We start from the raw sequence: 14,017 nt of genomic DNA, 5'->3' as shown, positions 1-14,017 counted from the left end.
CAGATGCGCACGGTAGTCGTCGACGGCCCGCACAGCATCCGGGTCGACACCCGGCCCGACCCGGTACTCCCGGGACCCGACGGGGCGATCGTCGAGGTCACCGCGGCCGGCATCTGCGGATCCGACCTGCACTTCTACGAGGGCGACTTCCCCCTCGGGGAGCCGATGCCGCTGGGCCACGAGGCGGTGGGCACCGTCGTCGAGATCGGGCCCGACGTGCGCCGCGTCGCGGTGGGCGATCAGGTGATGGTGTCGTCGGTGACGGGCTGCGGCGCCTGCCCCGGCTGCGCCACCAACGACCCGGTCATGTGTTACAACGGTTTTCAGATCTTCGGCGGTGGAGTGCTCGACGGCGCGCAAGCCGACCTGCTCGCCGTGCCCGCCGCCGACTTCCAGCTGCTCAAGATCCCCGACGGAATCACCACCGAGCAAGCGCTGCTACTCACCGACAACCTGGCCACCGGCTGGGCCGCCGCGCAGCGCGCCGACATCCCGTACGGCGGCACCGTCGCCGTCATCGGACTGGGCGCGGTCGGCCTGTGCGCGCTGCAGAGCGCGCTGTTCCAGGGCGCGGCAACGGCTTTCGCTGTCGACCGGGTCGACGGCCGGCTGGAGCGCGCCGCCCGCTGGGGCGCGACGCCCGTCAAGCCCCCGGCGGTGGAGGCCATTCTGGCCGCCACCGGCGGTCGCGGCGCCGACGCGGTGATCGACGCCGTCGCCACCGACGCGTCGATGACCGACGCGCTCAACGCGGTGCGGCCCGGCGGCACCGTCTCCGTCGTCGGCGTGCACGACCTGCAACCGTTTCCGTTCCCCGCCCTGGGCTGCCTGATCCGCAGCATCACCTTCCGGATGACAACGGCCCCGGTGCAGCGCACCTGGCCACAGCTGATCCCGCTGTTGCGGTCCGGCCGGCTCGATGTCGATGGCATCTTCACCACGACCCTGCCGCTGGACGAGGCGGCCAAGGGGTACGCGACGGCGGCGTCGCGCACGGGCGACGACGTGAAGATCCTGCTGACGCCCTAGATCAGCGGGTCGCGGTGATGTACTGCGAGTGCATGAAGCTGTCGATCTTGGCGTCGACCTGGGCCGGCGTCATTCCGTAACCGGCCTGCAGGTCGAGCGTGCTCCGGACCGGGTCGACGGTCCAGCCGTGCGCCGCCAAGCGTTCGGCGGGGTCGGTCTCGGGCTCGTAGGTGAGCGCGGAGAAGTCCACGTCGCCCGACATGTTGACCCCGGGATGGTCGGCCTCCAAGGCCGCGAGTTGCTCGCGGTCCAAGCGTGATCCCAACGCCCCGATGGCGATGCGGCTGCCCGGCGCGCTGAGCCCGCTGAGCCGGGTGAAGAGCGTGTTCTGGGCGTCGTCGGTCAGGTAGGGCAACACGCCCTCCACCGACCAGGCGCTGGGGCGCTCCACGTCGAAGCCCGCGGCCTCCAAATCCCGCGACCAGTCGCTGCGCAGATCGGCCGCCACCTCGACCCTGCGGGCCGTGGGCTCGGCGCCGTGCTCGGCGAGCACCCGCGCCTTGAACTCCAGGACTCGGGGCATGTCGATCTCGAAAACCGTTGTGTCCTGCAGCCATTCGAGGCGGTAGGCCCGCGAGTCCAAGCCGGCCGCGACGATCACCGCCTGCCGGATGCCGGCGTCGTCGGCGGAGGCGAAGAAGTCGTCGAAGAAGCGGGTCTGCACGCCGTAGAGGCGGGGGGAAGGCGCCTCGTCCTCCGAGGTTGCCGGGTTGGCGAGCAAGCCTTCGAGGTAGGGGTCGCCCGACGCGGCGACGAAGAGCTTGGCGTATTCGTCGCGGACCAGCGGATGCGGGCTCACGGCATGCACGGCGCGCCAACCCGCCACGAGCAGGGCGGTGTAGCCGACGCTGCTGACGATGTCCCAGTGGTCGTCGTCGTCGCGAAGCGATCCGAACTCGGGTGTCGTGGTCATCGTCCCCAACGTACCCGCCGCGGCGTCGTCAGAGCTCGACCAGGACCGTGACCGGACCGTCGTTCACCAATTCGACTTGCATGTTCGCCCCGAACACGCCCGTCCGCACGTCGGCCCCCAACGCCTGCAACGCCTGCGCGAACGCGGCGACCAGCGGCTCGGCGACCGCGGACGGAGCCGCCGCGTTCCAGGAGGGCCGGCGACCTTTCGCGGTGTCGGCATACAGGGTGAACTGGCTGACGACGAGGATCGGCGCGCCCACATCGGCGGCGGACCGCTCGTCGCCGAGAATCCTCAGATTCCAGATCTTTTCGGCGAGCCGGCGCGCCGTGTCGGCGTCGTCGCTGTGGGTGACACCGACGAAGGCGAGCAGACCCTGGCCGTCGGGGCGGATGGCGCCGACCACCTCGCCGCCGACCCAGACCGCCGCCGACGAGACCCGTTGCACGAGAACCCGCATGGGGATCGATGCTGCCAGGTCGGCTGAGTAGGCTGTGCGGGTGTCTATGCTCGTCGCGTTTTCCGTCACCCCGCTCGGAGTCGGTGAGAGCGTGGGCGAGATCGTCGCCGAAGCGGTTCGCGTGGTTCGCGACTCCGGCCTGCCGAACACGACGGACTCGATGTTCACCGTCATCGAGGGCGAGTCCTGGGAAGAGGTGATGGGCGTCGTGCAGCGCGCGGTCGAGGCCGTGGCCGCGCGGGCGACCCGGGTCAGCACGGTGATCAAGGTGGATTGGCGGGCTGGGGTCGACGACGCGATGACGGACAAGGTCGCGTCGGTCGAGCGCTACCTGTCCGGCGGGTAGTGGCGATCGCAAGCGCGACGTAGCCGGGCGCAGCGGGTTGCCACGATTCGGCTAGCCCTGCACCGCATCCCGGAAGGCCAGTTCGGCCGCCTGCCCGCGGACGGCGAACACCACGTTCTGCAGTGTGCCCGGGCGATGCTTGGGGCCTGTCGGGCCGCCGAGCTCCATGGTCGGCTCGATCATCGGGACATTGTCCCGCGGGGCGGGCGAGCGCGGGGCTAGGCTCATGCGGCACGCAAGTGCGACGGGGCAGCCCGGACAGCCCGGCCACTGAGCCGCCCGGCCGGCGCACGTGCGTTCGGCGCTGCTAACCCGGCATCGACCAGCGACCTTGCGGGGCAGTGGCTGCTGCGGCGCCAGTAACCTCAACCCTGTGAGCGCACGCGCAGGCATCGTCGTCACCGGAACCGAGGTCCTCACCGGCCGCGTGCAGGACGCGAACGGACCGTGGATCGCCGACCGCCTCCTGGAACTGGGCGTCGAGCTGGCCCACATCACCATCTGCGGCGACCGCGCCCAAGACATCGAGGCGCAGCTGCGTTTCCTGGCCGACGAAGGCGTGGACCTGATCGTCACCAGCGGCGGCCTGGGTCCCACCGCCGACGACATGACCGTCGAGGTGGTGGCGCGGTTCTGCGGCCGCGAGCTGGTGCTGGACACCGAGACCGAGAACACGATCGCCGAGATCCTCAAAAAGCTGATGACGCACTTCGACGAGAAGAACTTCGACGCCGTCCGCGCCGCCAACCGCAAGCAGGCCATGATCCCCGAGGGAGCCGAGGTGCTCGCACCGGTGGGCACCGCCCCGGGCGTCGTGGTGCCCGGCAAACCGGCCGTGATCGTCCTGCCCGGACCCCCGCGCGAGCTGCAGCCGATGTGGCACAGGGCGATCGCGACGCCGGCGGCCCAGCAGGCGATCTCCGGACGAACCATCTACCAGCAGAAGACGATTCGTATGTTCGGGTTGCCCGAGTCGGGCCTGGCCGAAAGCCTGCGCGAAGCCGAGCGGACGGTTCCCGGCTTCGGCGAGCTCGAGATCACCACCTGCCTGCGCCGCGGCGAGATCGAGATGGTCACCCGCTACGAGCCGGGTGCCGTGGGCGCCTACGAGAAGCTCACCAAGTTCCTGCGCGAAAAGCACGGCCAGCAAATCTATTCCGAAGACGGCTCGCGCGTCGACGATCAGGTCGCGCACCTGTTGTCCGGGCGCCGGATCGCGACGGCGGAATCCTGCACCGCCGGGTTACTGGCGGCACGCCTCACCGATCGCGCGGGTTCGTCGGACTACGTGATGGGCGGGGTGGTGTCTTACTCCAACGACGCCAAGGCCGAACTGCTCGGCGTCGACCCGGCACTGATCGAGCAGCACGGGGCGGTGTCCGAGCCGGTGGCCGAGGCCATGGCCCGGGGCGCGCTGGAGCGCTTCGGAGCCGACACCGCGGTCGCGATCACCGGGATCGCCGGCCCGGGCGGGGGAACCGCCGAAAAGCCGGTCGGCACGGTGTGTTTCACCGTGATGCTGGCCGACGGCCGCAAGGACACCCGCACGCTGCGCCTGCCCGGCAATCGGTCCGACGTTCGCGAGCGCTCCACGACGGTGGCCATGCACCTGCTGCGGCGTCTGCTCAGCGAATCCAACTGAGATCGCGCGCCGACCCGCTCACCGCACCGCCGTCGGCAGGAAAGCGCTCTCGTTGGTGCCGAAGCGGATTCCGGTCGCGTCCTTGCCGATCAACGTCAGCACCACGACGGCGATCAGCACGGGCACGATCGTCGCGGCCAGCGCGAAGGGATAGCCGTGCGACTCGGCGAGCCGCTCCTGGATGGGTAAGTTGAACGCCGCCAACAGGTTTCCCAGCTGATAGGTCACCCCGGGGTACAGGCCGCGGATGGCGTCGGGCGACATCTCGGTCAGGTGAGCGGGGATCACCCCCCACGCCCCCTGCACGCAGACCTGCATCAAGAAGGCGCCGAGGCACAGCATCGCCGCGCTGTTCGAGTAGGCGAACAGCGGCACGATCGGCAGGCCCAGCACCGCGCAGAAGATGATCGTGTGGCGGCGGCCGAAACGCCCCGACATGGTGCCGAAGAACAGCCCGCCGATGATCGCCCCCACGTTGTAGACGATCACGATCCACTTGACGGTCGCGCTGTGCAGGCCGGCGCCGTGGTTGGTGGTCGATGTCAGGAAGGTGGGGTAGACGTCCTGGGTTCCGTGACTCATCCAGTTGAAGGCGGTCATCAGCAAGATCAGGTAGACGAACCGGCGAATGATGGCCGCGTTGCGCAGCACGTCGCGAATCCTGGTGCTGGTCAGCCGCATTCGATCCTGCGCGGCCTCCCACACCTCGGACTCCTCCACGCGATAACGGATGATCAGGCTGATCAGCGCGGGGATGATGCTCAGGCCGAACAGCCAGCGCCACGACAACCCGAGCCAATTCATCACCACCAGCGAGGCGACGCTCGCCAACAAGTACCCGAACGCGTAGCCCTCCTGCAGCAGCCCGGAGAAGAAGCCGCGTCGCTCCACGGGCACCTTCTCCATGGCCAGCGCGGCGCCCAGTCCCCATTCGCCGCCCATGCCGATGCCGTACAGCAGCCGCAGGATCACCAGGACGGTGAAGTTGGGTGCGAACGCGCACAGAAAGCCGACCGTGGAGTAGAAGATCACGTCGACCATCAGCGGCAGCCGTCGACCGACCCGGTCGGCCCACAGCCCGAAGATCAGCGCGCCGACGGGGCGCATCGCGAGGGTCGCCGTGGTGACAAAAGCGACCTCGGCCTTGCTGTGGTGGAACGTCTTGGCGATGTCGGCGTACACCAGCACCACGATGAAGTAGTCGAAGGCGTCCATCGTCCAGCCCAACAACGCCGCGACGAAGGAGTTGCGCTGATCGGCCGTCAGCTTCCTTGAGGGACTTTGTGTTGTCACCCCAGCATCGTGCAGTACCGGACGCGATCACGCGAGAGTAAGTTGCGCAGATATGCGGATCATCGACGCCGACGGACACGTCGCCGAGAACTCGTCGCTGGCGGTCGAGGCGATGCAGCGCTGGCCGCAACATGTCAAGCCCGCCCCCGACGGCAGTCGGATGATGTTCGAGGGGCGCAACTACCCCCAGGATGAGGGGCCCGGGGCGGGCTGCCCTCCCGAGCACGGAATCAGCAAGGCGCCCGACATCCATTGCCGGTCAACGGAAGGCGTGCTCGCCGACGCCGATCGCGACCACATCGACACCATGGTGCTGTATCCCAGCCTCGGGCTGTGCGTGCCCACCCTCGAGGACCCGGAGTTCGCCGCCGGGTTCGCCCGCCTGTACAACCAGTGGATCGCGGACTACTGCGCGCCGTCGGGCGGCCGGCTCAAGGGCGTCGCGGTCACACCGGTCGAGCACGGCCGGGTGGCCATCGACGTGATGGTCGAAGCCAAGGAGCTTGGGCTGGTCGCGACGCTGGTCCCGCCCGCGCTCAAGACCCGCAACCTCGACCATCCCGACCTCGACCCGTTCTACGCCGCGGCCGTCGAACTCGGGATGCCGCTCGGCATCCACGGCGCCCCGGGCGTCCACCTGCCCAAGATCGGCGTGGACCGATTCACCAATTACATTCAGGTGCACTGCATCAGCTTCCCGTTCGACCAGATGACCGCCATGACGGCGCTGGTGTCCGGCGGCGTCTTCGAACGGCATCCCGGCCTGCGGGTGGCCTTCCTCGAGGCCGGGGCCGGCTGGGTCCCTTTCTTCATGGACCGCCTGCACGAGCACTACGAGAAACGCGGGGACTGGATCGAGCGCGGATGGCGCCGCGATCCGCACGAGTACCTCGCCGCGGGCAACATCTGGGTCACCTGCGAGCCGGAGGAGCCGATCCTGCCCGGAGTGATCGACGTGCTCGGTGCCGACTTCATCATGTTCGCCAGCGATTACCCGCATTGGGACGGCGAATGGCCGGAGAGCACCAAACACCTGCGCACCCGCCCCGACATCAGCGAAGAGGCCCGCGAAAAGATCGGCGGACGCAACGCGCAACGCTTCTACGGCCTGAACTGAAAGGCGGAACCACGTCATGGGTCCATTTCTGCTGCGCGCGGCGCTGACCGGATTGGCGCTGTGGCTGGTCACGCTGTTCGTGCACGGGATGAGCTTCGTCGGCGGTGATACCAAGCTCGAGCGGGCCGGCATCATCTTCGTCGTCGCGGTGATCTTCGGCCTGGTCAACGCCTTCGTCAAGCCGATCGTCCAGCTGTTGTCCATCCCGCTCTACATCGTGACGCTGGGCCTGTTTCACGTCGTGATCAACGCGTTGATGCTGTGGCTCACCGCCTGGATCACCGAACACACCACCCACTGGGGCCTGCACTTCGACCACTTCTGGTGGACGGCGATCTGGGCCGCGATCGTGTTGTCGATCGTGAGCTGGGCGCTCTCGCTGCTGGTCCGCGACGTCAGCCGCCGCACCCGCTAGCCACGCTCGACCAGGCGCACCACGTCGCGCGCGCAACCCCACGACAGGGTCACGCCGTTGCCGCCGTGGCCGTAGTTGTGCACGCAGCGTGCCCGCCCGAGCGGCTCGGCCTGCACGCGCACCGACGGGCGGTGGGGCCGCAGCCCGGTGATGGTCTCGATCACCTCGGCGTCGCCCAGCCGCGGCTCGATCCGGCGGCAGCGTCGCAGGATGCGCTCGCTGATCTCCGGGTCGGGGGTGGTGTCCCAGCGGTCGGGGATGCCGATCCCGCCGCAGACGACGCGCCGCGGGTGCGGGAAGTAGCAGACCCATTCCGGGTCGTCGTGGATTTCCACGAAGAGTTGCCGCAGGCCGGGATTGGTCAGGACCACGTGCTGGCCGAACAGCGGGCGCAGTGTGTCGTCACCGGTCAGCGCGCCCGCCCCCACGCCGGCGCAGTTCACCACGATCGGTGCGGCCTCGGCGGCCTCCGACAGCGAGCGCACGGATCGCGGTTCGATCTCGCAGCCGGCCGCGCCCAGCCGCGCCGTCAGGTAGTCGAGGTAGCGGGGCATGTCGATCATCGGCAGGGTGGCGCGGAAGCCCGCGGCAAAGCCGTCGCGCAGGTCGGTGGCGTCGGCCGGCCGCACGTCGGCAATCAGCCCGGCGGCCAGCGACATCGCCTCGGCGGCCTTCGAGTCCCCGACGGTCAGCGCCGGCGCCATGCACACTCCGGTGTCGGGGTCGGCGGCCAGCTCGCGGAAGGCGCGTAGCGACTCGTGGCTCCACTGCAATGTCTTCGCCGACGACGGGCGCGGGGGCGCCCATACCGCGCCGGCCGCCGCCGAGGTGGTCTGCCGGGGCATCGCGGCGGCCCACACCCGAACCGTCCAGCCGGCTTCGGCCAGGCACACGGCCGACGTCAATCCGCTGACGCCCGCGCCAACCACGACAATCCGGTGGCTGCCGGCCACCCGCGTCACGTCATCAGGGGTGCGGGGGCTGCGGCCCGTTGCCGCCCAGCAGCCCGTTGAGGATGCCCAGGGTGGTTTGCGCACCCGCGGGCGGCGTGCTGGGGGGCAGAGCGGCGTCGGGGGTCAGTTGCCACGGCTGGCAACCCGACGTCTTGAATGCCTTGTCGGTCGGCTCGATCTGCACCACCTGCGACCTCTTGCTCAACGAGTTGTCGATGAGGGCGCCGTCGGGGTTGCTCGTCCGCTTCCAGTAGCACGTGCCGCTGCCGACCGGCCCCGCGGTGCTGTAGATGCCGGGCGCGATGTCCGAGCCCACCGCGTAGATGCCGTCTTTGTCGATGGTCGTCTTCGGGCCCGAACCCGGGGAGGCCGACGCCGCGGGCGAAGGGGAGGCCGGGGTGGGATCCGAGGACGGCGACGCCGGCGCGGCGACCGGCGACGGTCCGGGTGACGGTGACGGCGAGGGCTCCGGGTCGGCGCCGGCAACCCCGGCCGACACGGCCCAGCCCGCCATCAGCACACCGAGTGCGGCGAACCTGGTCTTGCGGGCTGCGTTCGCGTTGATCCCCATAGCTCAGCAGGATACCCGCGCGAAAAGCCTGGTCCTCCGGTTTGGGGGTCGGGGAAGGCGACGACGGTCCTGCAATGTCGCGATCGCCCGGTTGTGGCGTCCGCCGGAGTCAGCAGCTCACCAGTGTCAGCAGCTCATCTCGGATCGACGTGAGCCCAGCGCTGACGGGAGGCCTCGGCGCGGGGCCCGTTACCCGCCAGCGCGTTGTTCGCCGCCGTGGCGTCACTCACGTCGTAGCGGGCCCACCCGGCGTTGGCGCCCAGCCCGCCAGTCCCAATTCCCGCCGCCTTTGACACGGTGATGCGTGCGAGCGGGGCGGAGGAGAGCCATCCCTCCGCTGGTGGGCCCGGCAAGGGGTGGCCGCTGCCGTGTGGCCGGGAGCGGTTATCACTCGGGCTTGGCGGTGGATCGGGGACTTGCGCACCGCGGTCGTGGGCGCCGTTGGTTTGCGAACCGTTTGAAACCCCGCACTCGGGGCATCGGCCCCAATAGAAGACCTCGGCCTCGTCGACCTGGAAGCCGCTGGCCGCGCGCGCGCTCATGCAGGGTGCCTCACCGGCGTCGCAGTCGACATCCTCAATCGCCCCACACGTGCGGCAAACCACGTGATGGTGGTTGTCGCCCACCCGCGTCTCGTATCGCCCCACCGACCCTGCGGGTTGAATGCGTCGCAGCAATCCCACGCCGGTCAACGTGTTGAGCACGTAGTACACGGCCTGCTTGGACACGTCCGGCAGACCGTCGCGCACCACGCGGATTACCGTTTCCGCGTCGGCATGGGGATTGGTGTGTACCGCATGAATCACCGCGATTCGCGGGCGGGTCACGCGAAGGTCGGCCCGTCGTAATTGTGCGGAGTAGCCCGCCAGCGAGGACGGCTGGATGAATGCCCAGTCTTTTCTGGAACTGGTCAAGCTCCCACCCCTCTTCTTGCCTCATGAAATGCGCCGGGGCTGCAGCAGCCGGGTGAACCAGACGATAAACCAGTTTGGCGGCGCAGCCAAGGCTACGACAATTCGCCTGCAGCCGTTGGGTTTTGGCGTCAATACTTCAGCCCTCAGCTGTACCTACAGTCATACAAAACCCGGCATTCGGGGGGACTTGTCGGCGAAACGGCCAGGGGCGTGTCGGGCGGTCTGATGGAACCGATTGGAGGCCAGGGGACTCACGTCAACCGGCGCACCTTGCCGGCATAGCCGAGCGCGTGCTCGTAGGTCTTCAGGTTGTCGCGAGATATCTTCGCGTGCACCGGGCGTTCGAGGAAGAACCGCAGCACCGGGTTATAGGCGTGATACGTCTCGTGAAAGGTCAGGACGGTCGTGCCGTCTGGCTGCTCCTCGAGTTCGTGGTAGCCCTCGGCGCGCGACCACAGCGGCGCGCCCACCGCCACGTAACGGGACAGCTTGTTGAGCTTGGCCTCGGTCACCGTCTCCCACGAGCGGGCCTTGCCCCGGGTGAGCAGATACCTGGGCACTTGGTAGACGCAGGTGCGGACCAGGCCCTCACCGGCCTCGTTGCCCTCGTTGAGGATCTCCATGCTGCCGCCCGGCCAGGTCAGCACCCGGGGCCGTGGCGCGTCGGGCGGCGCGGGTGGATGCAGCACTTGCCACACCTTTCTCGGCGGCGCGTCGACATGGAATCGCACGGTGTAGGACTGCATCACTCTTCTCCCAGGCTGCCCGAGTCTCCCCAGGTGTCCCAGAACGTGACCGTCTGTGCCGGCGGCCGCGCGGCTGGCCTGAAGTCGGTACCGATCGTGTAGGCGACCGGGAAGAGGGCGGCCTGCGTCACCGTGTCAGGGATGCCGAGAAGTTCGGCGACCTCGCGTTCCTTGGCCAGGTGCATGGTGGTCCACACCGATCCAAGACCGCGCGAGCGCAATGCGAGCAAGAAGCTCCACCCGGCCGGGATGATCGACGCCCACGCGGACGCGGCGGTGAGCAGGGTGGAGTTGTCGATGCGGGTCGTGAGGCACGGGATGACATGCACCGGGACGCGGCTCAGCGTCTCGGTCAGGCTCAGCGCGCTGGCGTAGACCCGCGCGGTCTGCGGATCGGAGGCGTCGTCGGCGGCATGGGCCAGGTACTCGGCGCCGATGCTGCGATAGATGTCGGCGATGGCGGCCCGCTTGTCGGCATCGGTGATGACCAGCCAGCGCCAGTCCTGGGCGTTGCTGGCTGTCGGCGCCTGCATCGCCAGTCGGATGCACTCGATGACCACCTCGCGCTCGACCGGCCGGTCGAGGTCCAGGCGTTTGCGCACCGCGCGCGTCGTGGTCAGCAGTTCGTCGACCGAGTCCCTGTCCATCCCTGCCTACTCTGTTTATTCGCTGCCGTCCGGCTCGCCGTCAAAGGTCGACGGCGCAGGACTGGTCGACACCCAGCACGCTCAGGGAGCGCCCGAGCCCCAGAAAGACGGCGACGCACAGGGTGAGGTCCAGGATCTCCGGGTCGGAGAACGACCCCCGCAGCCGATCGAAGAATGCGTCGTCGATCGACGCGTGATCGGTTGCGAAGCGCTCGGCGTACTCGATGGCAAGGCGCTGGCGTGCCGTGTAGCCGGGGTAGCTGGCGTAGGCGCCCACATGGTCGTAAAGCTCGGGGGAGACCCCGGCGTCCAGCACGGACTGGGCACGGAATCCCGAACAGGCCGTGCAGTCGTTGATCTGGGCGATCCGCATCCTGGCCAGCTCCCGCTCGTCGGCGGGCAGGATGCTTTGTTCGTAGGCACCCCGGATCATCCGATCGACCATGCCGCCCAGCTGCGGCCGCAGCGTCCAGATCATGGCCGCGTCGCCGCCGGGGCCATCCGGCACATCGAGTCGGGCCATCCAACAACTCCTGCCCGGTGGGGGATCCAGGTCGTTGAAGCCTAGAGGAGCGCAGTCTGCAGTCGCAACGATCGGGAAGTAGCCACGCTGTCGTGCTGAAACTCCTCGTCGGGCCCACCGGCCTTGCTGTAATTTGCACCCATGCGTTTCGCGGTCGCGATCGTGTCACCGCCCTCCCATGATGACATCAGCGGCGGAGCCTTTAACGAGGTCGCCGAGGCGTTGCATTACGGTCTTGTGACGCTGGGCCATGACTCGGTGCTGACCAATCGGCTGGACTTCGACGACCGCCGCACCATCGTCCTCGGCGGAAACCTCCTCGTCCAGTACGCATTAGAGCCGCCCAAGAACCCCATCTTCTACAACCTCGAGCAATTGGGCGACGACTTGCCGTGGATGACGATGCCGGAATTCGTCGACCTTTTCCGGCGCTACCCGACGTGGGACTACAGCCAAGCCAACATCGAGTACCTGGCCGCTCGGGGATTGGCCCGGCCCGCCCACGTTCCGATCGGATATGTCCCCGAGCTGACCCGGATCGCACCGGCCCCCGAGGACATCGACGTCCTTTTCTACGGCGCGCTCAACGGGCGCCGTTACGCCGTCCTGCGGGAGCTGCACGACCGCGGTCTTCGCGTCAAATGGCTGTCGGGCGCCTACGGCGCGAGCCGCGATGCCTGGATCGCACGGTCGAAGATTGTCCTCAACGTCCACTACTGGGATGCGAAAATCTTTGAAGTCACGCGTGTTTCGTATCTGCTCGCCAATAGGCGGGCGGTGGTCTCCGAGCGTGGCGGCGATCCGACGTTGGAGCGCGAGCTAGAGTCGGGCATCGCGTTCGCCGACTACGACGAACTGGTGGAGCGCTGCGTGGAGCTCCTCGGCGACGAGCGCGCACGGCGCGAACTCGCCGAGCAAGGCTACCGGGCTTTCTCCGCTCGCGACCAAGCCACCATCGTCGACCGCGCGCTGTCGCAAGGCCCCGAGGATGTCACCCACCAGACCGCTGCGCGCGACGACCCGTGCATCGATCTGCGCCGCGAAGGTCACGGCCACAGCGCAGATCTCCGCGAGCGCCAGTTGTTCACCTTCAGCCTGTTCAAGCACAAGGCTGCGCAGGAGCGCGATTGGTTGCTGGCCAACGTCAATCGCGATCCCGGGGATGCGCGGTCGGTCTTCTTCCTCGCCGAGACCTGCTTTCGCATGGAGGATTTCGTCAACGCGCGCCGGTGGTGTGAGCGGCGGGTCGAGATGGGCGGCTCCGACGAGGAGGTGTACTGGGCGCTGTTTCGGCTGGCGGAGGCGATGGCGGAACTCGGTGAGCCGTGGCCGGACGTTCAGGAGGCCTACCTCAACGCGTGGGAGTTTCGACCGACCCGCGCAGAAGCGTTGCATGCCATCGCTTTTCGGCATCGCAATGAGCAGGGCTACGAGTTGGCATACCAGTTTGCCCAGCGCGCCGCCGAAATCCCCTATCCCGACGAGGACCTCTTTGTCCCCCGATACGCCGACGTCTACACGTGGCGCGCAACCGACGAGCAGGCGGTGTGCGCGTCCTGGACCGGCCGGCACGCCGAGGCGTTCACGCTGTGCCGGACCCTGCTGGCCCGCCCCGACATCCCCGACCCGGACCGGCAACGGATTGCGGCCAACCGCGACTTCTCGGTACCGGCCATGCTCGAGGCCGCCTTGGTGCACCCCCAAGCCGTGGTGTCGTCACTGACCGCAGGGCCCCGTGACGGCGAGATCACCGTCAGCCTGATCGCCGGGCCCGACCGCCAGACCACCGAGCAGACCCTGGACTCGTTTCTCAACTGCTGCCTCGACATCTCACGAGTCGGGCGGTTTGTGGTGCTCGATACCGGCCTGCCCACCGCCGACCGCGCCAGGCTGCGCAAACGTTACGGGTTCCTCGAATTCGCCCGCCGCCGATCCGGCGACAAGCCCGCCCCCCTGCTGGCGCAGCTGCGCGCTCAGATCCACGGCCGGTTCTGGCTGCACCTGGGCGAAGGCTGGCGGTTCTTCGCCCCCGAGAACTACATCACCCGCCTGACCGCAGTGCTCGACGCCGAACCACAGGTGTTCCAGGTCGGCATCAACTTCACCGACGCAGCCAAACTCACCGGCGCCACCGCAGCAGAGGAAACCGTGCGCCGAGCACCCAACGCCGGCCGCTACCTACTCACCGACGTAATAGCCACCGGCCCAGCGATGTTCGACACCACACGCCTAGACCAAGCCCACGGCGCGCGACACCGCGACCCCGATCCACCCGCCGAACCCGGGCCGCGCACCGCCACCCTCGACGAAGTCCTCTGCATCTCAAGCCAGTACCTCTAACGACAACCGTCCTCGACCAACTCACGCATGCCCGCGAGCCGACCTCGTGTGCGGCTCTCACGTCTTCGGTGAGGGGTATCAGCTCGCACCCGAACAGCACCCCACGCG

The 14,017-nt window shown here is 68.4% G+C and carries 15 protein-coding genes and 1 pseudogene; 6 read left to right on the top strand and 10 right to left on the bottom strand.

Features of this window, described 5'->3' with window-relative positions:
• Positions 1 to 3 precede the first annotated feature (3 nt).
• Positions 4 to 1,029: an alcohol dehydrogenase family protein gene (locus tag BN971_RS03415; RefSeq protein ID WP_085181734.1), complete on the top strand. Its 1,026-nt coding sequence runs from the start codon at positions 4 to 6 to the stop codon at positions 1,027 to 1,029.
• A gap of 1 nt (position 1,030) precedes the next feature.
• Here the strand turns inward: BN971_RS03415 and BN971_RS03410 are convergent, their stop codons facing one another.
• Positions 1,031 to 1,942, bottom strand: a complete 912-nt coding sequence (locus BN971_RS03410) for a class I SAM-dependent methyltransferase (RefSeq protein ID WP_090349790.1) — start codon at positions 1,940 to 1,942, stop codon at positions 1,031 to 1,033.
• A 28-nt stretch (positions 1,943 to 1,970) separates the two neighbouring features.
• On the bottom strand, positions 1,971 to 2,402 hold the full coding sequence (gene dtd / locus BN971_RS03405) for a D-aminoacyl-tRNA deacylase (RefSeq protein WP_085181732.1): 432 nt from the start codon (positions 2,400 to 2,402) through the stop codon (positions 1,971 to 1,973).
• Positions 2,403 to 2,442: 40 nt separating this feature from the next.
• Between dtd and BN971_RS03400 the strand changes: the two genes are divergently transcribed.
• A complete protein-coding gene (locus BN971_RS03400) occupies positions 2,443 to 2,748 on the top strand; it encodes an MTH1187 family thiamine-binding protein (protein WP_085181752.1) in 306 nt (101 codons plus the stop codon).
• Between the two features lie 51 nt (positions 2,749 to 2,799).
• Here BN971_RS03400 and BN971_RS26235 read toward each other — a convergent pair whose 3' ends face one another.
• Complete coding sequence (locus BN971_RS26235; RefSeq protein WP_264025914.1) at positions 2,800 to 2,931, bottom strand: hypothetical protein; 132 nt, start codon at positions 2,929 to 2,931, stop codon at positions 2,800 to 2,802.
• A 190-nt stretch (positions 2,932 to 3,121) separates the two neighbouring features.
• Between BN971_RS26235 and BN971_RS03395 the strand changes: the two genes are divergently transcribed.
• Positions 3,122 to 4,390 carry a competence/damage-inducible protein A gene (locus BN971_RS03395; RefSeq protein WP_085181730.1) on the top strand — a complete coding sequence of 423 codons (1,269 nt, stop codon included), beginning with the start codon at positions 3,122 to 3,124 and terminating at the stop codon, positions 4,388 to 4,390.
• An 18-nt stretch (positions 4,391 to 4,408) separates the two neighbouring features.
• Here the strand turns inward: BN971_RS03395 and BN971_RS03390 are convergent, their stop codons facing one another.
• The gene (locus tag BN971_RS03390) at positions 4,409 to 5,683 is read right to left on the bottom strand and encodes a sialate:H+ symport family MFS transporter (protein ID WP_170322105.1); all 1,275 of its coding nucleotides are present in this window, start codon (positions 5,681 to 5,683) and stop codon (positions 4,409 to 4,411) included.
• A 52-nt stretch (positions 5,684 to 5,735) separates the two neighbouring features.
• On the opposite strand from BN971_RS03390, the gene BN971_RS03385 reads away from it, so the two are divergent.
• Positions 5,736 to 6,800, top strand: a complete 1,065-nt coding sequence (locus tag BN971_RS03385; protein WP_085181729.1) for an amidohydrolase family protein — start codon at positions 5,736 to 5,738, stop codon at positions 6,798 to 6,800.
• 16 nt (positions 6,801 to 6,816) lie between these two features.
• Positions 6,817 to 7,215 (top strand): phage holin family protein, encoded by a 399-nt coding sequence (locus BN971_RS03380; RefSeq protein ID WP_085181728.1) that lies wholly within the window; start codon positions 6,817 to 6,819, stop codon positions 7,213 to 7,215.
• Here the strand turns inward: BN971_RS03380 and BN971_RS03375 are convergent.
• The 6 genes and pseudogenes from BN971_RS03375 to BN971_RS03350 all read right to left on the bottom strand — a co-directional run bounded on the left by BN971_RS03375 (position 7,212) and on the right by BN971_RS03350 (position 11,569).
• Complete coding sequence (locus tag BN971_RS03375; RefSeq protein WP_085181750.1) at positions 7,212 to 8,168, bottom strand: FAD-dependent oxidoreductase; 957 nt, start codon at positions 8,166 to 8,168, stop codon at positions 7,212 to 7,214. The genes BN971_RS03380 and BN971_RS03375 overlap by 4 nt on opposite strands.
• Before the next feature lie 13 nt (positions 8,169 to 8,181).
• Positions 8,182 to 8,739, bottom strand: a complete 558-nt coding sequence (locus BN971_RS03370; RefSeq protein WP_085181727.1) for an Rv1352/Rv1906c domain-containing protein — start codon at positions 8,737 to 8,739, stop codon at positions 8,182 to 8,184.
• Between the two features lie 440 nt (positions 8,740 to 9,179).
• A pseudogene (locus BN971_RS25555) lies at positions 9,180 to 9,623 on the bottom strand (Fur family transcriptional regulator); the annotation flags it as partial.
• A gap of 281 nt (positions 9,624 to 9,904) precedes the next feature.
• The gene (locus BN971_RS03360; protein ID WP_085181726.1) at positions 9,905 to 10,399 is read right to left on the bottom strand and encodes an SRPBCC family protein; all 495 of its coding nucleotides are present in this window, start codon (positions 10,397 to 10,399) and stop codon (positions 9,905 to 9,907) included.
• Entirely contained in the window at positions 10,399 to 11,046 is a 648-nt protein-coding gene (locus BN971_RS03355; RefSeq protein ID WP_085181725.1) for a nitroreductase family protein, read from the bottom strand. Before BN971_RS03355 ends, BN971_RS03360 begins: the two co-directional genes overlap by 1 nt.
• Positions 11,047 to 11,086: 40 nt before the next feature.
• Positions 11,087 to 11,569, bottom strand: coding sequence for a carboxymuconolactone decarboxylase family protein (locus BN971_RS03350; protein WP_085181724.1), 483 nt, complete (start codon positions 11,567 to 11,569; stop codon positions 11,087 to 11,089).
• A gap of 141 nt (positions 11,570 to 11,710) precedes the next feature.
• Between BN971_RS03350 and BN971_RS03345 the strand changes: the two genes are divergently transcribed.
• Complete coding sequence (locus BN971_RS03345) at positions 11,711 to 13,909, top strand: glycosyltransferase family protein (protein ID WP_090349788.1); 2,199 nt, start codon at positions 11,711 to 11,713, stop codon at positions 13,907 to 13,909.
• Positions 13,910 to 14,017 lie beyond the last annotated feature (108 nt).

Source organism: Mycobacterium bohemicum DSM 44277, from assembly GCF_001053185.1.
GTDB classification, from domain to species: domain Bacteria; phylum Actinomycetota; class Actinomycetes; order Mycobacteriales; family Mycobacteriaceae; genus Mycobacterium; species Mycobacterium bohemicum.
The sequence above is the reverse complement of the archived record's forward strand: the minus strand, read 5'-3'. Positions and strand labels throughout refer to the sequence as shown.